The organism is Sphingomonas changbaiensis NBRC 104936, from assembly GCF_000974765.1.
Classification (GTDB): Bacteria; Pseudomonadota; Alphaproteobacteria; order Sphingomonadales; family Sphingomonadaceae; genus Sphingomonas_B; species Sphingomonas_B changbaiensis.
The window spans coordinates 43718-65868 of sequence record NZ_BBWU01000051.1; the positions used below are offsets into that span (position 1 = coordinate 43718).

A 22151-nucleotide genomic window follows, 5' to 3' on the forward strand; every position below is an offset into this window, starting at 1 on the left:
GCCCGGTTAGTGGCTGGGCTGGGGAGTCGGCGTGGGGCTGGGCGCGGGCGCCGGTTCGGGCGTGGTCGGCGCAGGAGCAGCTGTCGCCGCCGGAGCCGGCGTCGCCGCCACGGCCGGCAGCGGCACCGGCGGGGCGTTCTCGCCGTCGGACTGGATCCAGGCCTTGATGATGCGCGACGGGTTGGCCGGCGGCTCGCCCTTCTCGATCGCATCGACATATTGCATGCCGGAAATGACCCGACCGAACGGCGTGTAGTGATTGTCGAGGCGCAGCGTCGGCATCAGCATGATGAAAAACTGGCTGTTCGCGGAATCGACGGCATCGGCGCGCGCCATCGAGACGACGCCGCGGACGTGCGGCAGGTCGTTGAACTCGGCCTTCAGGTCGGGAAGGGGCGAGCCGCCTTCGCCGGTGCCCTTGGGATCGCCGCCCTGGGCCATGAAGCCCTCGATCACACGGTGGAACGTCAGGCCGTTGTAGAAGCCGCTGCGCGTCAGCGTCTTGATCCGCTCGACCGTGTTCGGCGCCTTGTCCGGGCGGAGCTGGATCAGCACGCGGCCGCCGGTCGAAAGCTCCAGCACCCAGGTGTTCTCCGGCGTGACCGGCGGCGTGACGAGCGCCTCCGCGGCCGCCGGCGAGGGGGCCGGATTGGGCTTCGGCGCTTTCTTCGCGATTGCCGCCGTCGCGAACAGCGCGCCGAGCAAGGCAAGGATGGCGGCAATCAGGCGCATTCGAAACTCCGTGTTCGGGAATGCCGGTGCCGCTAAAACTCGGCGGCTTAGCGGCGGCTGAATAGGGCTAATTGCCCTTGCGGCCAAGCCTTTCAACACGGGCACGGACATCCTGCTCCACCGATGGCGTCACGAACCTGGATATGTCCCCGCCGTAAATCGCGATTTCCTTCACCAGCCGCGATGCGATCGGCTGCAGAGAGACGTCGGCCATCAGGAAAACCGTCTCGATCCGGTCGTTGAGCTGCTGGTTCATCCCCGCCATCTGGTATTCGTACTCAAAGTCCGCGACCGCGCGCAGGCCACGCACGATCACCGACGCGCCCTGGCGTTCGGCAAAAGTCATCAGCAGCGAATCGAACGGCACGACCTGGATATGGTCGCCCTCTCCGTCGACTTCGCGGCGGACCATGTCGATCCGCTCCTCGACCGAAAACATCGGCGACTTGGACGGGTTGGTGGTCACGCCGATCACCAGCCGGTCGACCAGCTTCGCGCCGCGCCGGATGATGTCCATATGGCCCAAAGTGATCGGGTCGAATGTGCCCGGATAGACTCCTGTCCTCATCTCACCTGTCCCGATCGATGATGTAGCCGGCGATCGCGCGCAGCAGGTCGGCTTCGGCGCCGTGATCGGTCAGATGCTCGATCGCCTGGTCGACCAGCAGTCGCGCCTGCTCCCGTGCCCGCTCCACGCCCAGGTGCGACACGAACGTCGCCTTGCCCGCCGCGGCGTCCTTGCCGACCGCCTTGCCGGCCGCTTCGGCGCTGCCTTCGACGTCGATCAGGTCATCGATGATCTGGAAGGCCAGGCCGATATTGCGCGCATAGCCCCGCAGGTGCGTCCGGCCCTCGGGCGGCACCCTGCCCATGATCGCGCCCGATTCCAGACAGAAGCCGAACAGCGCGCCGGTCTTCAGCTGCTGGAGGCGCGTGATCGTCGCCAGGTCCATCGGCGCGGCGCACGCGGCGAGGTCCATCATCTGTCCGCCCGCCATCCCGGACGGTCCCGCTGCCCGGGCCAGCTCCAGGCACAGCTCGGACCGGACGAACGGATCGGCGTGGGTTGCCGGATCGGCCAGCACTTCGAAGGCCAGCGCATGGAGCGCATCGCCCGCCAGGATCGCCGCCGCTTCGTCGAACGCCCGGTGCACGGTCGGCTTGCCGCGACGAAGGTCGTCGTCGTCCATCGCCGGCAGATCGTCATGGACCAGCGAATAGACATGGATGCACTCGATCGCGGTCGCGACGCGCAGGGCCGCCGGGCCGTCGACCGCATAGAGATCGCACGATGCACAGACGAGCAGCGGCCGCAGCCGCTTGCCGCCGCCGATCGCTGCATAGCGCATCGCTTCGTACAGGCGCCGCCGCGGATCGTCGGGGATCGCGAGCAGCAGGTCGAACGCATGATCGATATCGCGCGCGATCCGCTCCATCGCCTGCTGAAGATGCACGCCCCCGCGAGCCATCCCGAGTGCGCCCTTACCCACCGTCGAACGGCTGGGTGCCGGTCGGTCGGCCGTCCTGGCCCAGAGTGATCTTTTCGATCCGCGCCTGCGCCGCCGCCAGCCGCGCCTCGCACTGGCCGCGCAACTTGTCGCCCTCCGCGTAGAGCGAGATCGACTCGTCCAGCGACGCGTCGCCGCTTTCCAGCCGCGACACGATCGCCTCGAGCCGCTTCAGCGCGTCCTCGAACGACAAATCGGTAACATTTGTTGGCGCCGTTTCCGTCATGCATCCGCTATGCTCACAGGGCGTATTTTGGTCAATCGGCGCGTCAGTTTCGTCGACGAGCATCTTTACCATGTGGCCGGGCACCCGGATGCTCGACTGCTGAACAGGGAGGGTGATTATGCGCATCTCACGCACGTGGATGACGCTCGGCGCGACGGCGTTTGCCTTGCCGCTGGCGCTGGTGTCGGCCGATTATGCCAGCCGGGCAGCAGACCATCTCGACCCTCCCACCCGGACGGACAAGGATTTCGATCCGACGCCCGATGTGCCGGCCGACATCGCCGACGTGTTCGCCTGGTACACGCCGACCTCGATAGTGATCGTGCTGACCTTTGCCGGCCCGCAACCCGGCAACATGCCGCCAACCTATGATCGCGACGTGCTCTACACGATCAACATCTCGAACGCCGGCGCGCGCACCGATCCCGAATTCCAGATCCGCTTCCGCTTTGGGTTCGACGGCCAGTCGCCGGGCGTCCAGTTCACCGGCGTCCCCGGCACGACGGGCCCGATCGAGGGACCGGTGCAGACGGTGCTGCAGCGTGATGGCGTCAAGGCGATCGCCGGCGTGTTCGACGACCCCTTCTTCTTCGACCTGCTGGGCTTCCGCGAGACCCGGTCGACCGGGACTCTCGCGATCCGCAACACGCGCGACTTCTTCGACGGCCAGAACGACACGTCGGTCGTCATCGAAATTCCGCGTTCGGCGGTGCTGAACGGCACCAACCCGCTCGACATCTGGGCGCAGACCGCCCGCTTCGGGGGACAATTGTGATGCGCCCGGCTCTTCCCCTTCTCGCCCTCCCCGTCGCCCTTGCGGCGCTTGGCGCGTGCAGCAACGATGGCCCCACGGCCGCTCCCCGGCCCGGCCCGGTCGAGTCGACGCCGACCCCGACACCGTCGCCCACTGCGACCGGCACCAGCTTCGACGTGACGCGCTGCCTGAACCAGCAGGTCGCGCCCGGGGTCAGCGTCGCCAATCTGGTGATCCCGGACACGGTGAAGCTGGACGTCACCAAGCCGAACGGATTCCCGAACGGCCGCGGCCTCAATGATCCCGTCATTGATATCACGCTCAACGTGCTGTTCCTCGATCTCACCAAGCATCCGGCGACGCTGCTGGCCAGCCTTCCGCTCGACCCGCCGGGGAACGAGGTGAAGACCCTGTCCGATTTCCCCTATCTCGCACCCGCCAATGGCAATCCGCCGATGCCTCCCGCCGGCGGAACCAACTTCAACTTCCGCACCGATCCGCCGTCTGCCTATGTGAGCGTCGATCGGATGGGCATGCCGGCGGTCGCGACCGCGCTCATCTCCAGCGCGCAGAAGAACGCCTATAATGATTCGACGCCGGCCGATGACGTCGCCGGCAAGTTCACGGGCGATATCGTGCACACGCTAACCGGCCTGACCAACGCCCTGGCTGACGACTTCCAGCGCCTGGGCCTGACCATGTGCGCCACGCCCGTGTGATCGCGGCCGCTCGCCCGCTGCCGATGCGAGCGCTGGTGTGGCTGATCGCAGCGGCGCTCGCCGTGTTCGCACTGGCGCGATGGCTGGAGTCCCGCCCGGTCGCGGAGCTGCCGATCCGTCAGAGCAGCGCCGGCGCGCCCAGCTACGCCGTCGCGATCGCCCAGATGGACAGGAAGCTCGCGGGCCTGCGCCAGCTCGCCGCCGGCCGCCCCGACGACTGGCTGATGCAGGAACGGATTGCCCACCAGTTGATGCAGCGCGCCCGGCTCACCGGATCGTTCCACGACTATGCCGATGCCCAGGCCGCGCTCGATCGGGGCTTCGCTACCGCCGCCCCCCGCTCCGGGCCGCACCTCACCCAGGCAGCGCTCGCGCTCAGCCTCCACCGGCTTGGGGTGGCAGAGCGGATGCTCGACGCCGTCGATCATTATGCCGTGCCGGCCGAAGCCGAAGTGCGCGCCGGCGAGGATGCGATGCGCGGCGACATCGCGCTCTATCGCGGCCAATATGGCCGTGCCCGGGACGTTTATCTAAAGCTCGGCGAGGCCGGCGAGCGACCGGACCAGCGACTTGCCATTTTCTGGTCAAAGGCCGGCCGTCCGGACGATGCGCTGGCCGCGATCCGGCGCGTCGAACGCGCCGGCCTCGTTCCCGGCCAGGCGCTGGCGCAGCTCGCGCTGCTGCGCGGCACGATCGAGCTGCAGCGGGGAAATTGGGATCAGGCCGACGCCGCCTTCGCCGACGCCGAGCGCCGCTTTCCCGGCTGGTGGCTGAGCGAAGCATATCGCGCGCAAATGCTCGCCTTGCGCGGCAACTATCCCCAGGCGATTCGCGCGTTTGAAGCGCTGACCGCGCGCAACGACGATCCGATGCTGTGCGACGCGATTGCCGGCCTCTATCGGGCGCGTGGCGACTATGCCCAAACCGAGTTCTGGGCGGCCCGTGCGGCGAAAGGCTGGGCCGAACGGCTGCGCCTGCTGCCGGAAGCCGCGCTCGGTCATGCGGTTGAGCACGAGCTCGCGTTCGGAAGCGCGGGACGCGCGCTCGACCTGGCGCGGCGGGATTTCGCCAACCGCCCGCACGGTGCGACAGCGATCGCGCTCGGCTGGGCGCTGATCGCGAACAATCGGCCGGCGGAAGCGCTGCGTTTGATCGATGCTGTCAACCGCTCCAGCTGGCAATCGGCAGAGCAGCATCTGGTCGCGGCACGTGCCCACGCCTTGCTGGGGCAGAGCGAAGCCGCTGACGCAGAGCAGGACACGGCGCTTGGCCTCAACCCGCACGCGCTCGACCCGACCGCGACCTTGCTGTGGTACGGCCATTGACGCGGCTGCTGCTCTGGCTCGCGCTGCTGCTGGCCGCCGCGCCCGCCGCCGCGCACCTGACGCCCAATTCGGAAATCCGCCTCGATTTCGGCGCGCGCCGTGTCGAGGCGGAGGCGATCATCCCGCTGGCAGAGCTGAGCTTTGCGCTGCGTCGCCAGGTGCCGGGCATGCTCGGCCCGGTGCGAGATGCGGAGGTTCGCCGCTACGTCGCCGGCGGCTTGAGCGTCCCCGGCTGGCAGGTGCGATCGACCGCTATCGATATCGTGCACGAAGCCGGCCCGCCGGACCTGCGCGCGCGCTATTCGCTGGTGCCGCCGCCGGGCGTGTCGCCGCGCCGGTTCGATCTTCGTTACACCGCAGTGATCGATCGCGTTCCCAATCACATCGTGCTGGTCGTCGCGCGCAACGACTTCGCCGGCGGCCATCTGACCGAGCGTGCAGAGATGCTGGGCGGCCTTCAGCCCGGCGCGACGGTGCTGCGCATCGATCGCGGCACCGGCAGCGACTGGCGCGGCTTCGTTTCGGCGATCGGGCTCGGCATGCACCACATCGCGGAAGGGCACGACCATCTGCTGTTCCTGATCGCGCTGCTGCTGCCGGCGCCGGTGCTCACGGCAGGGCGGTTCTGGAACGGCTATGGCGGCTGGCGTCACACGGTGCACCGGCTGGTCGCGGTGGTCAGCGCCTTCACGGTCGGCCATTCGCTGACGCTGATCGGCGGCGCCTTCTTCGGCTGGCGGCTGCCGGCGCAGCCGGTGGAGGTCGGGATCGCCGTATCGATCCTCGTCTCGGCGATCCATGCCTGGCGTCCGCTGTTCCCCGGCCGCGAGGCATGGATCGCCGCCGGCTTCGGCCTGATCCACGGCCTCGCCTTCGCGACGCTGATCGGACGCTTCGGGCTGGACCCGCTGCAAAAGGCGAAATCGATCCTCGGCTTCAACCTGGGGATCGAGCTGGTTCAGCTGATGGTCGTCGGCGCGGTGATGCCCGCGCTGGTGCTGCTCGCCAGGACCCGCTGGTATCCGGCTGTCCGCAACGCCGGCGCCGCCTTTGCCGGCATCGCCGCGACCGCGTGGATCGTCGAACGGACGCTGGGCGTCGACAATCCGGTGGGCCGCGCGATCGATGCCGGGCTCAGCCACGCACCCTGGCTGCTGGCTACGCTGACGCTCGGCGCCCTTCTCGCTTTCGTGACCGGGCGGGCGTCTATCCCATCCGCTGGGGCAGGTAGGTGTCGTCGATATAGTCGCTGAACTTGGTGATGTTGCTCTCGAACTTCAGCCGAACCTTGCCGGTCGCGCCGTGGCGCTGCTTGGCGATGATCAGCTCGGCCTTCTGGAACGCCTCCTGCATTTCCAGCTGCCACTGGCGATAGGCTTCGTCGGCCTTGGGATCGGCGCTGTCGCCCTTCGGCTCGCGCGACTGAACGTAATATTCCTCGCGATAGACGAACAGCACGATGTCGGCGTCCTGCTCGATCGAGCCGGATTCGCGCAAGTCTGACAGCTGCGGGCGCTTGTCCTCGCGCTGCTCGACCGCGCGGCTGAGCTGCGACAGCGCCATCACCGGCACGTTCAGCTCCTTGGCGAGCGTTTTCAGGCCGCGGCTGATCTCGGAAATTTCCTGCACGCGGTTGTCGCCGCTGTTTTTACCGCCGCCCGTCAAAAGCTGCAGATAGTCGACGATGATCAGGCCGATGCCGTGCTTGCGCTTCATCCGCCGCGCGCGCGTGCGGAGCGCCGCGATCGTCAGGCCTGGCGTGTCGTCGATGTAGAGCGGAAGATTCTCCAGCTCGGCCGCCGCGCGGGCGAACTGGTTGAACTCGTCGCGACTGAGGCTGCCTGAACGGATCTTGCTGCCGACCACCCCGGAGTTTTCAGCCAGGATACGGGTCGCCAGCTGGTCGGCCGACATTTCGAGGCTGAAGAACGCGACCGGCGCCCCCAGCGTCTTGGCCGGATCGATGCCGTCGGCGATATCGCGCTGGTAACGCTGGGCCGCGTTGAATGCGATATTGGTGGCAAGCGAGGTCTTGCCCATGCCCGGCCGCCCGGCGAGGATCAGCAGGTCCGATCGCTGCAAGCCGCCGGTCCGGTGGTTCACATCCTCCAGGCCCGTGGTGACCCCGGAGATGTGCCCGCCCGAATTCTGCGCCTTTTCCGCCTGCGCGACGGCGATGCGGGTCGCCTGCAGGAAGCTCTTGGTCCCGCCCTGTTCGCCCCCCTGCTCGGCGACTTTGTAGAGCGCGACTTCCGCTTCCTCGATCTGGCCTTTGGGGTCGACGCTCTCGCTGGTGTCGAGCGCCTTTTCGACCATGCCGCGGCCGACGCCGATCAGCTCGCGCAGCAAGGCGAGGTCATAGACCTGCTCGGCGAAATCGCGCGCACCGATCAGGGCGGCGCCGCTGCCGGTCAGCTGGGCGAGATAGGCGGGGCCGCCCAGCTCCTTCATCGCCTCGTCGCCGTCGAACATCGGCTTCAGCGTCACGGGATTGGCGACCATGTTGCGGTCGACCAGCCGCAGCACCGCGTCATAGATGCGGCCGTGGACCGCCTCGAAGAAATGCTCGGGCCGCAGCTTCAGCTGGACGTCCTCGACCAGCCGGTTGTCGATCATCAGCGCGCCCAGCAGCGCCGCCTCCGCTTCGATGTTGCAGGGCAGAGTCTGGGGTGCGCCCTCCACGGGCGGGACGAGTCGGATCGGTTCGGCCATGATGCGCGCATTCTCCGCTGTTTCGGCCCGCCGCTCAAGCCAATGACTCTGTGGATGAATCCGTGCATTCATTCGTGACTCCGCGAAGCGGGGATCCAGCCGAATGCTCGCACGAAGAGCACGAAGGCCACAAAGGCGCTCTCTTCGTGCCCTTTGTGGCCTTTGTGCGAGCCAAAAAATACTTCCCGCTTTCGCGGAAGCGAGAAGGGAGGCTAGACCAAAACCAATATGCCCGATCCGCGGATCATTGCCATCGACCTGGACGAGCACACGATCCTGTGGCGCTCCGCCGATGTGGAGCAGGAGCGGCGGATCGCGATCTTCGACCTGCTGGAAGGCAATCACTTCGCGCCCCAGCGCGAACATGCCGACGGCTATGGCGGCCCTTATCGGATCAAGCTGCGCGTCGAGGAAGGCCGGCTTGCGATCGACATGTTCCGCGAGGACGGATCGCACCTGGAAACGCTGGTGCTGGGGCTCGGCCGCTTCCGGCGGCCGATCAAGGATTATTTCGCAATCTGCGACAGCTATTACCAGGCGATCCGCCAGGCATCGCCGCAACAGATCGAGACGATCGACATGGCGCGTCGCGGCATCCACAACGATGCCGCCGAGTTGCTGAAGGAGCGGCTGGCCGGCAAGATCGAGGTGGATTTCGACACGGCGCGCCGGCTGTTCACATTGATCTGCGTGCTGCACATCAAGGGGTGAGATGACCAGAGATGAATTGATCGACGCCGCGCGGAATGCAGCCGCCAATGCCCACGCCCCCTATTCGCGGTTCGGGGTCGGCGCCGCCCTGCTGATGAGCGACGGCTCGGTCGTGACCGGCTGCAATTTCGAGAATGCGAGCTATGGCCTGTCGCTCTGTGCAGAGACGGTCGCACTTGCCAAGGCGAACAGCGATGGGCGGCTGCGCGACGTCGTCGAGGTTGCGGTGATCGGCGGCGCTCTGGTCGATGGCGGCTTGACCGGATCGGCCCCGGTCAGCCCCTGCGGCCGCTGCCGGCAGGTGCTGAACGAAGCGGCCCAGCTCGGCAGGCGCGACCCGCTGATCCACTGCGCCGCGGCAGAACGGGGTGCCGTCGCAACCTACCGGCTTTCCGAGCTGTTGCCGCACGCGTTCGGCCCTGCCGATCTGGGGCTGGGATGAACCGCAACCCCTACGCCTCGCGCGCCGTTTACCCGGCGTGATGTCGGAGAACCTCGCTTTCGACGTCGATTACTGGCTCCCCGATCCGCGGCTCGACGGCCTGGTTTCGGGCTATCACCGCTATGCGGTCGCGCTGCCGCCCGGCGAGCGGCATCTGGACGTGTTCTTCCCGGCCTGGGCCAATATGCGTTTCCACGTCGCCGGCCCGCATTGGCGCGTGCGGCTGGGCGGCGACAGCTTCGACGTGCCTCCGGCCGCTCTGTTCGGGCCGACCAGCCGCGCCGGCTATAGCGACGGCGCGAACGGCATCGTTGTCGGCGCGGGCATCACGCCGCTCGGCTGGTATCGGCTGAACCGGGCGGATGCAGCGGCCTTTTCCGACCGGATCGCACCGCTGCAGGAGCTGATCGGCGCCGACGCAGCCCTGCTCGCCGATGCCGCCCAGGCGCCGCGCGAGGACATCAAGGCGCGCTTCGACGCGATTTTCCTGCGCCTGCTCAGCCGCCCGCGCACCGACGAGGCGCGCGTCGCCCAGGTTCACCGCTACCTGATGGAGCCGGTCCAGGGCGGCGTCGCCGAGATGGCGAGCAAGCTCGGCCTGTCGCACCGCACGCTCAACCGGATCGCGCTCGCGGCGTTCGGCTTCGGTCCGAAGCTGCTGGTGCGCCGCGCCCGCTTCCTGCGCTCGCTGATGGCGCTGCGCGGTGCGAGCGCCGAGACCTGGGCATCGCGGATCGAGAGCAGCTATTACGACCACTCGCATTTCAACCGCGACGCGCAGGAATTCCTCGGCATGTCTCCCGGCGCGTTCCTGCGCCTGCCCAAGCCGCTGAACGAAGCCTCGGCCCGGTTGCGGACGCAGATTCTCGGCGCCCCGGCCCAGGCCCTGCTCAAGCCCGGATTGACCCGACCCGCCTGACCCCCGAAAGGATCGCCGGGGAGGCTTGTGAATGTCGATTCTGTCGGACCGGTGGATACGCGAGCAGGCGCTCGAACGCGGCATGATCGAGCCGTTCGTCGAGAGCCAGCGCCGCGAAGGCTGCATCAGCTACGGGCTGTCGAGCTATGGCTATGACGCGCGCGTGGCGGACGAGTTCAAGATCTTCACCAATGTCGACAATGCGATCGTCGACCCGAAGGACTTTGCCGCGAACAGCTTCGTCGATCGCAAGACCGATGTCTGCATCATCCCGCCCAACAGTTTCGCCCTTGCCCGCACCGTCGAATATTTCCGCGTGCCCCGCGACGTGCTCGTCATCTGCCTCGGCAAATCGACCTATGCGCGCTGCGGCATCATCGTGAACGTGACTCCGCTGGAACCCGGCTGGGAAGGTCATGTGACGCTGGAGTTCTCGAACACCACGCCGCTCCCCGCCAAGATCTACGCGAACGAAGGCGCCTGCCAGTTCCTGTTCCTCCAGGGCAACGAGCCGTGCGAGATCACCTATGCCGACCGGGCGGGCAAATATATGGGCCAGAAAGGCGTCACGCTGCCGCGGCTGTGAAGAGCCCCTCGCGGGCGCTTGCCATTCGGGCCGGACCGGCTAGGCAGGGGCGGAAGCGGAGGCGTCGATGCGCAAGACTTTGGGACTGATCGCGATTGTGCTCGGCGCCGGAACGGCCGGGGCGCAGATGGACCCGAGCTTCGCGCCCTGTTCCATCTGCCACACCGTCGCACCCAACCAGAACCGGATCGGCCCGACCCTCAACAAGATCGTCGGCCGGCCCAAGGCGTCCGTGCCGGGCTTCGCCTATTCGCCGGCGATGAAGGCGCAGAAAGGTGTGTGGAGCGAGGCGGAGCTCGATGCCTTCATCGCCAATCCCAAGGCCAAGGTGCCCGGCACGCGCATGGTCTATGCCGGCATGACCGACCCCGCCAAGCGCGCGCGCCTGATCGCCTGGCTGAAAAGCATTAAGTAGAACGCCTTAAATTCCGTTCGGCCTGAGCTTGTCGAAGGCCTCCCTTCTTCTTTCGGCATCGAAGGGAAGGAAAGGCTTCGACAGGTTCAGCCAGAACGGGACTTGGCTCGAGCTATTCCTCCAAAAACTGCACGTCCCGCGGCAGCCCCAGGAAGCGCTGGCCCCCGTCCAGCACGATTGTCTGTCCGGTCAATGTCGGCGTTGCGATCAGGAAGCGCAGCGTGTCGACGATCTGCTCGACGGTCACGCCGCGCTCGAGCGCGTTCAGCCTGTGTACCGCGTCGAAATTCTCGCGTGTCTGCGGGCCGGAGACAAGGGTGACCGACGGCGCGATGCCGCACACCCGGATGCCGCGCCCGGCAAGCACGCGCGCGCTGAGCTCGGTCACGCCGGCCAGCGCCATTTTGGACACCGTGTAGGTGAAGAAATCCGGGTTCGGCTGGACCAGCTTCGCGTCGAGCAGATTGACGACCAGCGCCCCCTGCCCCTCCGGCACCGCGCGCGCGAATGCCTGGGTCAGCAAGGCCGGCGCGCGGGCATTGACGGCCATGTGCCGGTCCCATTGCCCGGCCGTGAAATCGCCGAACTGATCGAGTGCGAAGCCGGCGGCGCTGTTCACCAGCAAGGCCGGCGGCGGCAGGCCGTCGAGCGCGGCGATGATCGCCTCCGCCGCATCCGGATCGGCGAGGTCGGCCTGCACGGTTGCAGCGCCGAGGTCGCGGGCAAGGTCGGCCGCGTCCGAGCTGTGATGGTGGATCAGCAGCTGCCACCCGTCCGCCGCGAGCGCCCGTGCGATCGCGCAGCCGATCCGCCGGGCGCCGCCGGTGACGATCGCGGTGCGGGGGGATCCGAACTCCGGCGTCATGCCGTCGCTCTCGGCCGTGCCGAGGCGCGCCCGTGCCAGGCCGCGAGCGCGGGCGGCAGATTGCCGTCCGACAGGCGTGTGGCCTGCGCGAAGTCGACCGCCATCAGCGCGGTCAGGTCGGCAAAGCTGTAGCTGTCGGTCGCGATCCACGCACGCCCGTCCAGATGCTCTTCGAGCGTTTCGACGAACCAGCGCCACATATTCTGTCCGCGCATCACCAGCTCCGGCAATTGCGGCACCGCCGGCCAATGACCGGACAGCGCACGATCGACCATGTTCTTGTGCCGGTTGCGGAATGCGTAGACGACGCCGGCATAACCTTCGGCCTCGATCTTGCGCGTCCAGGCCTCGATCCGGGCGATCTCCAGCGGGTCCTGCCCGAACAGCGGCGGGTCGGGATGCAAGGCTTCCAGATAGCGGCAGATCGCGACCGAGTCGGCAATCCGCTCACCGCTGTCCAGCTCCAGCACCGGCACGGTGCCGCGTGGATTCACGGACAGGAACGGCTCGCGCAGATTCTCGCCGCCGGCCAGATCGACGATCCGCCGTTCGATCGCAATTCCCTTTTCGGCCAGGAACATACGCACCCGTCGCGGGTTCGGGGCCCAAGCGGCATCATACAGGATCACGGCAGCGAGCTCCCCCTTAACATTCAGCTTTCATTCTCAAATCGTGACGCTAAAGCGCCGCGCTCCGGGCGTCCATGCCCGGTGCTAGGAGCACATCGTTGGCCGTAACCCTGACCCCGCTTGCGAAAGCCGATCCCGAAGCTGTTGAAACGCTGCTCGATGCCGCGTTCGGCGCGGATCGACGCGGGCGCACGGCCTATCGGCTGCGCGAGGGGGCGGTCGCGATTCCGGAGCTGAGCTTCGCCGCTTGGGAGGACGAGCGGCTGGTCGGCACGTTGCAGAGCTGGCCGGTGGCGCTCGGCACCGCGTCGGGCACGGAATCGCTGGTGATGGTCGGCCCGGTCGCGGTCGAGCCCGACGTGCAGTCCACCGGCATCGGCAAGGCGCTGATGGCCGCCCTGATCGAGGCTGCCGATCGCACGGGCGCCAGCGCACTGATGATGATCGGCGACCCCGAATATTACGAACGCTTCGGCTTCACCGCAGAGCCGGCGGCCGGCTGGCGGATCGACGGCCCTTACGAACAGCGCCGCCTGCTGGCGCGCGTGCGTGGACAGGTGGCGAGCGAGGGCCAGCTTCTCCCTCGTCATTCGGGCGAACGCCGGAATCCACCTGTCTTTGAAGCCGCCGAATAGAAGATGGATTCCGGCTTTCGCCGGAATGACAGGGTGGCTAGTCCGGGCCCATGCCGATGGCCGCTCCGCCTGCCGATCTGACCGGCCTTTCGCTCACCGAGATCGCGCGGCTGGCGGCAGAGCAGAGGCTGCCGCCGGTCGAGAGCTGGAACCCCACGCATTGCGGCGACAGCGAGATGCGGATCGCGCGCGACGGCACCTGGTATCACCAGGGCTCGCCGATCGGACGGCTGCCGATGGTGAAGCTCTTCTCGACAATTCTCCGCCGAGAGCCGGACGGCAGCTACGTCCTCGTCACGCCCGTCGAAAAGCTCGACATCGCCGTCGAGGATGCGCCGTTCGTGGCGGTCGAGCTGAAGAGCGAGGGCGAAGGCCCCGCGCGCTGCCTCGCATTCCGGCTCAACACCGGCCACCTGATTGTGGCCGGGCCCGAACACCCGCTTCGCTTCGAAGAAAAGCCGGACGGTCCCCATCCTTACCTGCTGGTCCGCAAAGGGCTCGAGGCGCTGGTCGCACGCCCGGTCTATTACGAACTCGCCAACATCGCCCTCGATGAAGGCGCGATGCCGCCGGGCCTTTGGAGCGGCGGCCAATTCTTTCCGATCGCGTGACGCTGGCGGACAAACTCAGGACGCGGCTGGAGCGCAGCCGCGGGCGCGGCCCGCTGCTGATCGAGGGCGACATGCGCGATGCGGTGCTGGAGCCGGTCTCCGGCCTCACGCCTGCCGCGGTGCTGGTCGCGATCACCGATCGTGCCGAGCCGGGCGTCATCCTCACGCGCCGCACCGAAACGCTGCGCCGCCATGCCGGACAGGTCGCGTTTCCGGGTGGCCGGATCGATCCCGGCGAAGATGCGATCGCGGCGGCGCTCCGCGAGGCCGAGGAGGAGATCGCGCTGCCCCGCGACCGGGTCGAGCTGGTCGGGCCAGCCGACCGCTATGTGACCGTTACCGGTTTCCAGGTGACGCCGGTGATCGGCGTCGTGCCGCCGGACCTGCCGCTCATCCCCAGCGCCGCCGAGGTCGCCGACTGGTTCGAGGCGCCGCTCGCCTTCGTGCTCGATCCCGCGAACCATCTGGAGCGCGAGGTCGATTGGCAGGGCCGCCGCCGCCGCTATTACGAGATTCTGTGGAACGAGCGGCGGATATGGGGCGCGACGGCGGCAATGATCGTGAATCTCGCGCGGCGGCTGCGCGATGACTGACCGCGTGTCCGTGCCGCCGGCGGGCTGGGATGCCGAGGGGATCGCCCGGCTCGGCAAGGCGATCGGCTTCGATGCGGGCCGCAGCCGCTATATCGGCGGTTGGGTGCGCGACGCGCTGGCGGGCGCTGTGCCCGGCGACCTCGACATCGGCACGCAGCTGCGGCCGGAAGACGTGCGGACGCGCGCCGATGCCGCGGGCCTGGGCGTCTGGACCAGCCCGTCGGGCCTCGCCCACGGCACGGTCGGGGTCACGATCGCGGGCAAGCCGGTCGAGGTCACCACGCTCCGTCGCGACGTCTCGACCGACGGGCGCCGGGCCACCGTCTCCTTCACCGACGATTGGGAAGAGGATGCCGCGCGCCGCGATTTCACAATCAACGCGCTGTCGGCCGATCCGCTGACCGGCGACGTCTTCGACTATTTTGGCGGCGTCGACGATCTGCGCGCGGGTGTCGTCCGCTTCATAGGCGATCCCCTGCAGCGGATCGCCGAGGATCATCTGCGCATCCTCCGCTTCTTCCGCTTCCACGCGCGCTTCGGCACCGGCGTGCCCGAGGCGGCGGCCTATGACGCCTGCGCGGCGCGCGCGAACGACCTGATGGCCCTCAGCCGCGAACGGATTGCCGACGAGCTGCTGAAACTGCTCGGCTGCGCCGATCCGGTGCCGGCTTTCAGCTATATGCTCGCGCGCGACGTGCTGAAGCCGGTGCTGCCGGAGATCGACGATGCTGGCCTGAAGCGGCTGCGCACACTGATCGCGGCAGAATATGACGCGGCGCTGCCCGGCGATGCGGTGCGCAGGCTCGCCGCATTGATCCCGCCGGATCCCGCGCGCGCCGAAGACATCGCCGCCCGGCTGAAGCTGTCGAACGCGGTCCGCAAGCGGCTGTCGCTCGCCGTCTCGGCACGGCCCGAGCCTCCGGAAGAGCTCGCCTATCGGATCGGCGTCGAGAGCGCTGTCGACCGACTCTTGCTGGCGGGCGCCCCCCAGGACGCGACGCGGATCGCAAGCTGGACTCCGCCGCGCCTGCCGATCTCGGGCGGGGCGTTGGTGACGCGCGGCCTCGCCGCAGGGCCGATCGTCGCAAGAGGCTTGAAGATGGTCGAGGACCGCTGGGTCGCCGAAGGCTTCCCGGCGCGCGACCGTGTCGATCGGCTCGCAGATCAGGTCGCCGCCGAATTGCTCCGCGACCAGTAGGCGTACGCCGCCTCGGCATCGAGGGGAGCCGCGTAGAAATAGCCTTGCGCCCGCGTGCAGCCGAGCGCTGCCAGTGTCTGCGACAGCTCCAGCGTCTCGACTCCTTCGGCCGTGGTCCTGAGGCCCAGGGCTTCGGCCAGCGACAGCACCGCGCGCACGATCGCGACCTTGTCGCGGTCGCCCAGCATGCCGGTCACGAAGCTCTGGTCGATCTTCAGTGCATCGATCGGCAGCCTCTGCAGATAGGCGAGATTTGAATAGCCGGTGCCGAAATCGTCGAGCGCGATCGTCGCGCCGACCGATCGGATCGCTTCCATCGCCTTGGCGGCCCGGTCCGGGTCGGCGACGATCGCGCTCTCCGTCAGCTCAAGCACCAGACGCTCCGGCGCGACATTGTGGACGCGCGCCGCTTCCTCCAGCATCGCGGGCACGTCGTCGCGCGTCACCTGGATGGCGGAGACGTTCACGGCCATGCGTACCGGCAGGGTCATGCCGGCCCTGCGGTCCCATGCGCGCAGCGTGCGCGTCGCCTCGTCCAGCGCCCAGCGGCCGAGCGGCAGGATCAGCCCCGATTCCTCGGCCACGGGGATGAAGGTGGACGGCGCGATGTCGACGCCGTCCTCGCGCCAGCGCGCCAGCGCCTCGAACCCGCTGATCTCCCCGGTCTGCAGCTCGATGACCGGTTGGTAGGCAAGCGTCAGCCGCTCCGCCTCGATCGCGCGCCTGAGGCAGGTTTCGATCGTGAATTGCTGCCGGGCAAGATCGAACGCGCGCGGCTGATACAGCTCGGTCCCGCCGTTCGCCTTGGCCCGCTTCAGCGCGAATTGCGCGCGGCGGATCAGCTCATCCGCGCTGCAATCGCCGTCATGAACCGCGCAGCCGATCGCGCAGCCGATGCGGATTTCGAGTTCCGAAAGACGGCAGGGCGCGGCGAGCACCGCATTGATCCGCTCGGCGACGGCCAGCACTTCCTCGGGCGCGTCCTTGATGCCGACGAACACGCCGAATTCGTTGCCGCCGGTCCGCGCCAGCGCGTCGCCCGCGCGCATCGTCGAGAGCAGCCGCCGCGCGACGGTGATCAGCAGCTCGTCGCCGACGACATCGCCGATCGATTCATTGATACGGCTGAACCGAGTAAGGTCCACCGCCAGCACCGCGATTTCGCCGGCTTTCGCCTGCTCCAGAACCGACTCAAGCTGGTCGCCGAACCCCGCCCGGTTCGGCAGCCCGGTCAGGCTGTCGCTGAACATTTCGAGCTTCAAGCTCTTTTCGGTCGCCCGCTCGCCGGTGCGGTCGAGCAGGCTCAACAGGCAGCGCGGTCCGCTCGTCTGGATATGCAGCAGCCGCGCCGCCCTGACGCTGTACTGGCGCCCCGAGATCAGGTCGCCGTCGACCCATTCGAAGTCGACCGTCGTGTCGGCGCCCAGCAGGAACTGGTGAAGCTTGTCGCGAAAGTCGCAGCGATCGAGCAGCCCCCCGCCTCCGGCCGCGTCAAGACGCTCGAACTCCGAATTGCCTTCAACGAGCTCCAGTCCGTGTTCGCCGACGCCGACGATGGCGCCGGGAAGCGGCAGGGCCTCCAGAAAAGGCCGCCGAAGCTGTTCGGCCTGGCGCGTAAGGACAAGCGGGTCGGGCGCGACGGCGCCACGCCGCTCGCGGACCTGTTTGACTGTTGCCGACCCACCCATCGCATCCGGGCCTAGCGCGCGGATGGTTAAGACCGCCTAAACCGCCCTACCCGAAGCGATTATCGCGCGGGAAGCCGATCGGCGCCATCCGGCCCGCGGCACCGCGGGCGCTGCGCCAGGGCGACAGATCGGCCTCGGTCCGCGTGCGCCCGCTGCCGCCGCCCATCGACCAGCTGAGCCCGTCGGCAAAGCGCAGCGCGATCGCATCCGCCAGTCCGCCGTCGCGATAGCGCTGCAGGGTCACGCCTTGGCCGCGGCCCATTTCCGGCAGCTCGGACAGGGGAAACAGCACCAGCTTCCGGTTATCGCCCACCACCGCGACATAATCCGCCTCGTCGGACACGCGGCGCACGATTTTCAGCTTGGCGCCGGGCCGCAGGTTCACCAGCTGCTTGCCCTTGCGCGTCTCGGCGATCGCATCCTCCACCTTGGCGAGGAAGCCCCGCCCGTCGGACGAGGCCAGCAGCAATTGGCCGGTGCCCGCGGCAAAGCAGGCGGCAACACCGACCTGCCCGTCCAGGTCGATCATCAGCCCGATCGGCTCGCCGAACCCGCGCCCGCCGGGCAGTTTGTCGCCGGCCAGCGTGTAGAAGCGCCCATTCTCGGCGGCGATCAGGATCTTGTCGGTCGTCTGCGCATGGAAGGCAAAGGCGGGCCCGTCGCCTTCCTTGAATTTCATCGTCTCGGCCGAGGCGAGGTCGGCATGCCCCTTCAGCGCCCGGATCCAGCCGCGCTGCGACAGCACGACCGTGATCGGCTCCTTGTCGATCATCGCCTCGCGCGCATATTCGCGCGCCGGCCCGGCTTCCTCGATCGTGGTGCGCCGCTTGCCCAGCGCCGTCTCCGGCCCATAGCGGTCGCGCAGCGCCGCGAGGTCGCGCTTCATCCGCGTCCGCTGCCGCGCGGGGCTGGCGAGCAGGGCGGTGAGGCTCTCGCGCTCTTCCTCCAGCTTCGCGCGCTCGCCCTTGATCTCCATTTCCTCGAGCCGCCTCAAAGAGCGGAGCCGCATGTTCAGGATCGCTTCCGCCTGCCGGTCGGTCAGCGAGAATTCGGCCATCAGCACCGGTTTCGGCTCGTCCTCGGTGCGGATGATCTCGATCACGCGGTCAAGGTTCAGATAGGCGACCAGATACCCGTCGAGCAGCTCGATCCGGTCGCCGATCCGGGTCAGCCGATGCTCCGACCGCCGGCGCAGCACCTCGAACTGGTGATGCAGCCAGCCCTCCAGCACCGCCTTCAGCCCCAGCACGCGCGGCGTGCGGTGCGCGTCGAGCACGTTCATGTTCAGCGGCACGCGGACTTCCAGGCCGCTCAGCCGGAACAGGCTGTCCATCAGCATGTCCGGATCGACAGTGCGGCTGCGCGGCTCCAGCACGATCCGCACCTCGGCGTCGGATTCGTCGCGGACGTCCTCCAGGATCGGCAGCTTCTTGTCGTTGATCAGGGCCGCGATCTCCTCGATCAGCTTGCCCTTCTGCACGCCGTACGGAATCTCGGTCACGACCGCGACCCAGGTGCCGCGGCCGGTATCCTCCCTGGTCCAGCGCGCGCGCACCCGGAACGCGCCGCGCCCGGTCGCATAGGCCTCGGCGATCGCGCCGGGGCCGTCGACGATGATGCCGCCGGTCGGGAAGTCCGGCCCCTTCACATGCTCCAGCAGCTGCGCCGGCTCGGTATTGGGCTGGTCGATCAGCAGCATTGCCGCGTCGATCAGCTCGGCGGCATTGTGCGGCGGGATCGACGTCGCCATGCCCACCGCGATCCCGCTCGCGCCGTTGGCGAGCAGGTTCGGGAACAGGCCGGGCATGATCTCCGGCTCTTCCTCCTCGCCATTGTAGGTCGGGCGGAAATCGACCGTGCCCTCGTCCAGGCCGGCCATCAGGTCGATCGCGACCTGGGTCAGCCGCGCCTCGGTGTAGCGGTAGGCGGCGGCGTTATCGCCGTCGATATTGCCGAAATTGCCCTGACCGTCGACCAGCGGGTAGCGCAGCGCAAAGGTCTGCGCCAACCGGACCATCGCGTCATAGACCGACTGGTCGCCGTGCGGGTGATATTTGCCGATCACGTCGCCGACGACGCGCGCGCACTTCTTGTACCCCGCCGCCGGATCGAGCCGCAGCAGCCGCATCGCCCAGAGCAGCCGGCGGTGAACGGGCTTCAATCCATCGCGCAGGTCCGGAAGCGAGCGGGCGGTAATCGTCGAGAGCGCATAGACAAGGTAACGCTCGGAAAGCGCGCTATCGAACGGAGCATCGGCAATGGCGTCGAACGGGTCGGCGAGGTCGGTCATGCCGATATCGACTAGACCTAGTTACCCGCTGGCGAAATACCCAGGAATTGAAGCGCCTCGCTCGCGGGAACAAAAAAATTGATGCCTTGAGGCGCATCGTTGATGCGAACACCAGCTACGGTCACGGCAACCAGCCTGCCGTTCTTGTCGATGAGTGGTCCACCGCTGTCTCCTGGAACCACGGAGGCATCGCTCTGAATAAACGTATAGCCGTCCAGTACCCGTTGGGCAGAAATGATCCCACGCGTAACGGTACTCTGAAGGGATTTGTCCAACGGTGTACCAATAGCAAACACCTCGGTTCCTACAGGGATCGACTCTGCGCGAAGCACAATCGGCTTGCGGCCCCGCCCATCAGCCTTGATGATAGCTACGTCTCGTCCACGATCGGCCTTGATAACCTCACCCACCGATTCGAGACCGTCAGACCAGCGCAGTTTCACATATTTTGCACCGCCGACAACGTGATAGTTCGTGAGAAAATAACCATCTCCCGAGATGAGAAAGGCACTGCCGTGACCATCTCCGGACAAGACCAGAACTGTAGCTCCGACAGCATCACTGACCGTTTCAACGCCCGTGGCGGGAAGCGACACATTGAGCCGCTCAACGTTTGACGGCGCCTTCGCGACGTTAAGATCGGTAGGCCGACCTGTAAGGATTTTTTGCAGCTTCCCGGATGCTGCCAAAGCCCTGACATTTTCCGCAAAGGCCGAAAAAACGATTGTCTCTATGCCGCCCGATTGAGTCTTTTTCTGTCGATAACCCGTATCAGTCGTAAAGACGTCAACAACCTTCCTGTTGAGCCGGTCGTAAAGTTGCCACTCCACTTCCATCAGAGCCGAACCCTTTGCAGACATCAAATCCCCAAACCCAGAATTCGGAAAGCAGACATCGACATTCATCGATTTAATGGTGCCACCTACGAGGAATTCAGCTTTTGTAGAGTCTCCTGTATCAAACATCTGTCCGGATACAGAAATCACGTTAAATCCGATCTTGCTTAGCTCATCTTGAAAAACTTCATCGAAGTCTTCGGTGTTTAGCTGGAATCGGCCTCCTTTCCAAATTAGGGGCTGGCCGATTGCGCAAATCAGTCCACCTTTAACTCGTCCAAATGCCTCCCCTCGATTTAGCTTGATCAGCATCTTGCTCAGCTGGACTGGCCGCGTGGCTACGTCAGGGGGGAGGTTCTTCACCACGGCCGGGAGAGGCAAAGGTACCCTTGCGGTCGACGACTGCGCCCAGACCAACGCTGACGCGGCCATGCCGATGGCGCTGGCAAAGGCCAACGCGCGTGCGACTGTCATCGAATCCCCCCGTTTCTTCCCCCGTTCACATCAGTGTAAGCGCGATTCCTAACCTACCGCAAGATCGATTCTGCTCCGATTCGGAGCGGTAAAGGGGCGGCGGCTCCGATCGCCGCCGCCCTCATTCTCAGCGTCCCCTGAGCGTATTCAGCAGCGCGACGCCGACGACGCCGGCCAGCGTTGCTGTCGCCCACGGGCGGTCCTTCGCGAATTGCGTCGCCTTGTTGACCATCTGGTTGTTGCCGAGCGCGTTCTTGATCGAATCCATCGTGCCTGTGCTGTTGTTGCTGTTCGTGGTGTTGCTGTTCGCCTGGTCCGGTGCGGTCGTGGCCATGATCGTCTCCTTTATCCAACGGCAGAACGATCAGGCGGCGGCTTGGTGTCCATGCAGGGGGGCGACTTGCGGCGCGTCGCGCGCGAGTGTCGGCAGGTCGAGGATATAGACCGGCACCGGCCGCGGCAGCGCGACGCGTTGCTCGGGCCGATGCGGATCGGGTGCCGGCAATTGGCCGCCGAACAGCCAGCGGTAGAGCACGGCCGCATGCTCCAGCCGCACGCACCCCGAGCTGAACCGGCGCGACGCCGCGCGGAACAGCCGCGTGTCCGGCGTGTCGTGAAGGTAGATGCCGAGATTGTTGGGGAACATGAACTTCACCCGGCCCATCACATTGTACGGCCCCGGTTCCTGGCGCAGTCCCACGTCCGCATCGCCGGCAGCAACGGCCGTCCAGTCGACCGCTTCCGGATCGAGCGCCGGCGCATCCGGCGCATAGCTGGCGACGGGCTCCAGGCCGGTGCGGCGCAGCCAGCCCGGTCCGTCCGGCAGCACATGCTCGGCGACGCGGTCCCGCACCAGGTCCGGCGGCACGTTCCAATAGGGGTTCAGCACGGCATAGCGGATCAGCGCAGCCATCTTGGGCGTGTCCATGCCGGGCTTGCCGGTGACGACTTTCATCGTGCCGGCAACCCTGCCCTCGCCGATCATCCACAACCGGCCGCTCGCAATGTCGACCAGCACGAAGCGTTCGGCCGGCCCGATCAGCCGGAGCTGGCGAAGATCATGCGCGATCGCCGCCTGATCCTCGGCACTAGCGCTGCGCAGCCGGCTCTCCAAAGCCGCATAAAGCGGATTGGCCGTTCGTATTTCGGCATCGGACCAGCGCGGATCGGGCCAGAGCGCGCGATCGACGAAATGGATATCCGCTGCTTCGGGCGGGAGCTGCGGCGCGGCGACGACGGGCATTGAAGCGGGCGCCGCAGGCTCGGCCGCCGCCATCCGGCCC

Annotated in this window: 25 protein-coding genes; 13 read left to right on the forward strand and 12 right to left on the reverse strand. The window is 67.1% G+C overall.

What is annotated here, in order from left to right; translation table 11 throughout:
- Positions 1–6 precede the first annotated feature (6 nt).
- From SCH01S_RS14225 to SCH01S_RS14240, 4 genes are all read right to left on the reverse strand, one after another.
- Positions 7–732, reverse strand: coding sequence for a peptidylprolyl isomerase (locus tag SCH01S_RS14225; protein WP_046349489.1), 726 nt, complete (start codon positions 730–732; stop codon positions 7–9).
- Between the two features lie 67 nt (positions 733–799).
- Positions 800–1300, reverse strand: coding sequence for a pantetheine-phosphate adenylyltransferase (gene coaD, locus SCH01S_RS14230; protein ID WP_046349490.1), 501 nt, complete (start codon positions 1298–1300; stop codon positions 800–802).
- A gap of 1 nt (position 1301) precedes the next feature.
- Positions 1302–2201 (reverse strand): polyprenyl synthetase family protein, encoded by a 900-nt coding sequence (locus SCH01S_RS14235; RefSeq protein ID WP_046349491.1) that lies wholly within the window; start codon positions 2199–2201, stop codon positions 1302–1304.
- Positions 2202–2214: 13 nt separating this feature from the next.
- Entirely contained in the window at positions 2215–2466 is a 252-nt protein-coding gene (locus SCH01S_RS14240; RefSeq protein WP_046349492.1) for an exodeoxyribonuclease VII small subunit, read from the reverse strand.
- Positions 2467–2584: 118 nt separating this feature from the next.
- On the opposite strand from SCH01S_RS14240, the gene SCH01S_RS14245 reads away from it, so the two are divergent.
- Genes SCH01S_RS14245 through SCH01S_RS14260 form a run of 4 tightly spaced genes read left to right on the forward strand, consistent with a single transcriptional unit; the run spans position 2585 to position 6517 of the window.
- Positions 2585–3241 (forward strand): DUF4331 family protein, encoded by a 657-nt coding sequence (locus tag SCH01S_RS14245; RefSeq protein WP_046349493.1) that lies wholly within the window; start codon positions 2585–2587, stop codon positions 3239–3241.
- Positions 3241–3939 (forward strand): DUF4331 family protein, encoded by a 699-nt coding sequence (locus SCH01S_RS14250; protein ID WP_046349494.1) that lies wholly within the window; start codon positions 3241–3243, stop codon positions 3937–3939. The genes SCH01S_RS14245 and SCH01S_RS14250 overlap by 1 nt, the downstream gene beginning before the upstream one ends.
- Complete coding sequence (locus tag SCH01S_RS14255) at positions 3936–5264, forward strand: tetratricopeptide repeat protein (protein ID WP_169746402.1); 1329 nt, start codon at positions 3936–3938, stop codon at positions 5262–5264. Before SCH01S_RS14250 ends, SCH01S_RS14255 begins: the two co-directional genes overlap by 4 nt.
- A complete protein-coding gene (locus SCH01S_RS14260; RefSeq protein ID WP_169746403.1) occupies positions 5249–6517 on the forward strand; it encodes a HupE/UreJ family protein in 1269 nt (422 codons plus the stop codon). Before SCH01S_RS14255 ends, SCH01S_RS14260 begins: the two co-directional genes overlap by 16 nt.
- Here SCH01S_RS14260 and SCH01S_RS14265 read toward each other — a convergent pair.
- The gene (locus tag SCH01S_RS14265; protein WP_046349587.1) at positions 6471–7976 is read right to left on the reverse strand and encodes a replicative DNA helicase; all 1506 of its coding nucleotides are present in this window, start codon (positions 7974–7976) and stop codon (positions 6471–6473) included. The two genes, SCH01S_RS14260 and SCH01S_RS14265, sit on opposite strands and share 47 nt — an antisense overlap.
- A gap of 228 nt (positions 7977–8204) precedes the next feature.
- Between SCH01S_RS14265 and SCH01S_RS14270 the strand changes: the two genes are divergently transcribed.
- The 5 genes from SCH01S_RS14270 (at position 8205) to SCH01S_RS14290 (ending at position 11049) form a co-directional block, all read left to right on the forward strand.
- Complete coding sequence (locus SCH01S_RS14270) at positions 8205–8687, forward strand: UPF0262 family protein (protein ID WP_046349496.1); 483 nt, start codon at positions 8205–8207, stop codon at positions 8685–8687.
- 1 nt (position 8688) lies between these two features.
- Positions 8689–9129: a cytidine deaminase gene (locus tag SCH01S_RS14275; RefSeq protein WP_046349497.1), complete on the forward strand. Its 441-nt coding sequence runs from the start codon at positions 8689–8691 to the stop codon at positions 9127–9129.
- Between the two features lie 40 nt (positions 9130–9169).
- Positions 9170–10048 carry an AraC family transcriptional regulator gene (locus SCH01S_RS15930; protein WP_052733956.1) on the forward strand — a complete coding sequence of 293 codons (879 nt, stop codon included), beginning with the start codon at positions 9170–9172 and terminating at the stop codon, positions 10046–10048.
- Positions 10049–10079: 31 nt separating this feature from the next.
- On the forward strand, positions 10080–10634 hold the full coding sequence (gene dcd / locus SCH01S_RS14285) for a dCTP deaminase (protein WP_046349498.1): 555 nt from the start codon (positions 10080–10082) through the stop codon (positions 10632–10634).
- Positions 10635–10701: 67 nt separating this feature from the next.
- Positions 10702–11049, forward strand: coding sequence for a c-type cytochrome (locus SCH01S_RS14290; protein ID WP_052733957.1), 348 nt, complete (start codon positions 10702–10704; stop codon positions 11047–11049).
- 112 nt (positions 11050–11161) lie between these two features.
- Here the strand turns inward: SCH01S_RS14290 and SCH01S_RS14295 are convergent, their stop codons facing one another.
- On the reverse strand, positions 11162–11914 hold the full coding sequence (locus SCH01S_RS14295) for an SDR family oxidoreductase (protein ID WP_046349500.1): 753 nt from the start codon (positions 11912–11914) through the stop codon (positions 11162–11164).
- A complete protein-coding gene (locus SCH01S_RS14300; protein ID WP_046349501.1) occupies positions 11911–12543 on the reverse strand; it encodes a glutathione S-transferase family protein in 633 nt (210 codons plus the stop codon). Before SCH01S_RS14300 ends, SCH01S_RS14295 begins: the two co-directional genes overlap by 4 nt.
- A gap of 98 nt (positions 12544–12641) precedes the next feature.
- On the opposite strand from SCH01S_RS14300, the gene SCH01S_RS14305 reads away from it, so the two are divergent.
- Genes SCH01S_RS14305 through SCH01S_RS14320 form a run of 4 tightly spaced genes read left to right on the forward strand, consistent with a single transcriptional unit; the run spans position 12642 to position 15580 of the window.
- Positions 12642–13178 carry a GNAT family N-acetyltransferase gene (locus SCH01S_RS14305; RefSeq protein ID WP_245612281.1) on the forward strand — a complete coding sequence of 179 codons (537 nt, stop codon included), beginning with the start codon at positions 12642–12644 and terminating at the stop codon, positions 13176–13178.
- Between the two features lie 50 nt (positions 13179–13228).
- Complete coding sequence (locus tag SCH01S_RS14310; RefSeq protein WP_046349503.1) at positions 13229–13789, forward strand: DUF1285 domain-containing protein; 561 nt, start codon at positions 13229–13231, stop codon at positions 13787–13789.
- Positions 13786–14382, forward strand: coding sequence for a CoA pyrophosphatase (locus SCH01S_RS14315; RefSeq protein WP_046349504.1), 597 nt, complete (start codon positions 13786–13788; stop codon positions 14380–14382). The genes SCH01S_RS14310 and SCH01S_RS14315 overlap by 4 nt, the downstream gene beginning before the upstream one ends.
- Positions 14375–15580, forward strand: a complete 1206-nt coding sequence (locus SCH01S_RS14320; protein ID WP_046349505.1) for a CCA tRNA nucleotidyltransferase — start codon at positions 14375–14377, stop codon at positions 15578–15580. The genes SCH01S_RS14315 and SCH01S_RS14320 overlap by 8 nt, the downstream gene beginning before the upstream one ends.
- Here the strand turns inward: SCH01S_RS14320 and SCH01S_RS14325 are convergent.
- The 5 genes from SCH01S_RS14325 to SCH01S_RS14345 all read right to left on the reverse strand — a co-directional run bounded on the left by SCH01S_RS14325 (position 15547) and on the right by SCH01S_RS14345 (position 22111).
- Positions 15547–17268 (reverse strand): putative bifunctional diguanylate cyclase/phosphodiesterase, encoded by a 1722-nt coding sequence (locus SCH01S_RS14325; RefSeq protein ID WP_084689592.1) that lies wholly within the window; start codon positions 17266–17268, stop codon positions 15547–15549. The genes SCH01S_RS14320 and SCH01S_RS14325 overlap by 34 nt on opposite strands.
- Positions 17269–17314: 46 nt before the next feature.
- Entirely contained in the window at positions 17315–19558 is a 2244-nt protein-coding gene (gene parC / locus SCH01S_RS14330; RefSeq protein WP_046349506.1) for a DNA topoisomerase IV subunit A, read from the reverse strand.
- A gap of 17 nt (positions 19559–19575) precedes the next feature.
- Positions 19576–20868: a S1C family serine protease gene (locus SCH01S_RS15935; RefSeq protein WP_052733958.1), complete on the reverse strand. Its 1293-nt coding sequence runs from the start codon at positions 20866–20868 to the stop codon at positions 19576–19578.
- A 127-nt stretch (positions 20869–20995) separates the two neighbouring features.
- Entirely contained in the window at positions 20996–21202 is a 207-nt protein-coding gene (locus SCH01S_RS14340; protein WP_046349507.1) for a hypothetical protein, read from the reverse strand.
- 30 nt (positions 21203–21232) lie between these two features.
- Positions 21233–22111 (reverse strand): L,D-transpeptidase family protein, encoded by an 879-nt coding sequence (locus tag SCH01S_RS14345; protein ID WP_052733959.1) that lies wholly within the window; start codon positions 22109–22111, stop codon positions 21233–21235.
- Positions 22112–22151 lie beyond the last annotated feature (40 nt).

Coding starts and splice junctions, on each gene's coding strand:
- SCH01S_RS14265 (WP_046349587.1), bottom strand. CDS start 7,976: ATGGCCGAACCGATCCGACTCGTCCCGCCCGTGGAGGGCGCACCCCAG.
- SCH01S_RS14310 (WP_046349503.1), top strand. CDS start 13,229: ATGCCGATGGCCGCTCCGCCTGCCGATCTGACCGGCCTTTCGCTCACC.
- SCH01S_RS14295 (WP_046349500.1), bottom strand. CDS start 11,914: ATGACGCCGGAGTTCGGATCCCCCCGCACCGCGATCGTCACCGGCGGC.
- SCH01S_RS14320 (WP_046349505.1), top strand. CDS start 14,375: ATGACTGACCGCGTGTCCGTGCCGCCGGCGGGCTGGGATGCCGAGGGG.
- coaD (WP_046349490.1), bottom strand. CDS start 1,300: ATGAGGACAGGAGTCTATCCGGGCACATTCGACCCGATCACTTTGGGC.
- SCH01S_RS14325 (WP_084689592.1), bottom strand. CDS start 17,268: ATGGGTGGGTCGGCAACAGTCAAACAGGTCCGCGAGCGGCGTGGCGCC.
- SCH01S_RS14345 (WP_052733959.1), bottom strand. CDS start 22,111: ATGCCCGTCGTCGCCGCGCCGCAGCTCCCGCCCGAAGCAGCGGATATC.
- SCH01S_RS14340 (WP_046349507.1), bottom strand. CDS start 21,202: ATGGCCACGACCGCACCGGACCAGGCGAACAGCAACACCACGAACAGC.
- SCH01S_RS14235 (WP_046349491.1), bottom strand. CDS start 2,201: ATGGCTCGCGGGGGCGTGCATCTTCAGCAGGCGATGGAGCGGATCGCG.
- SCH01S_RS14270 (WP_046349496.1), top strand. CDS start 8,205: ATGCCCGATCCGCGGATCATTGCCATCGACCTGGACGAGCACACGATC.
- parC (WP_046349506.1), bottom strand. CDS start 19,558: ATGACCGACCTCGCCGACCCGTTCGACGCCATTGCCGATGCTCCGTTC.
- SCH01S_RS14275 (WP_046349497.1), top strand. CDS start 8,689: ATGACCAGAGATGAATTGATCGACGCCGCGCGGAATGCAGCCGCCAAT.
- SCH01S_RS14225 (WP_046349489.1), bottom strand. CDS start 732: ATGCGCCTGATTGCCGCCATCCTTGCCTTGCTCGGCGCGCTGTTCGCG.
- SCH01S_RS15935 (WP_052733958.1), bottom strand. CDS start 20,868: ATGACAGTCGCACGCGCGTTGGCCTTTGCCAGCGCCATCGGCATGGCC.
- SCH01S_RS14240 (WP_046349492.1), bottom strand. CDS start 2,466: ATGACGGAAACGGCGCCAACAAATGTTACCGATTTGTCGTTCGAGGAC.
- dcd (WP_046349498.1), top strand. CDS start 10,080: ATGTCGATTCTGTCGGACCGGTGGATACGCGAGCAGGCGCTCGAACGC.
- SCH01S_RS14245 (WP_046349493.1), top strand. CDS start 2,585: ATGCGCATCTCACGCACGTGGATGACGCTCGGCGCGACGGCGTTTGCC.
- SCH01S_RS14290 (WP_052733957.1), top strand. CDS start 10,702: ATGCGCAAGACTTTGGGACTGATCGCGATTGTGCTCGGCGCCGGAACG.
- SCH01S_RS14250 (WP_046349494.1), top strand. CDS start 3,241: ATGCGCCCGGCTCTTCCCCTTCTCGCCCTCCCCGTCGCCCTTGCGGCG.
- SCH01S_RS15930 (WP_052733956.1), top strand. CDS start 9,170: ATGTCGGAGAACCTCGCTTTCGACGTCGATTACTGGCTCCCCGATCCG.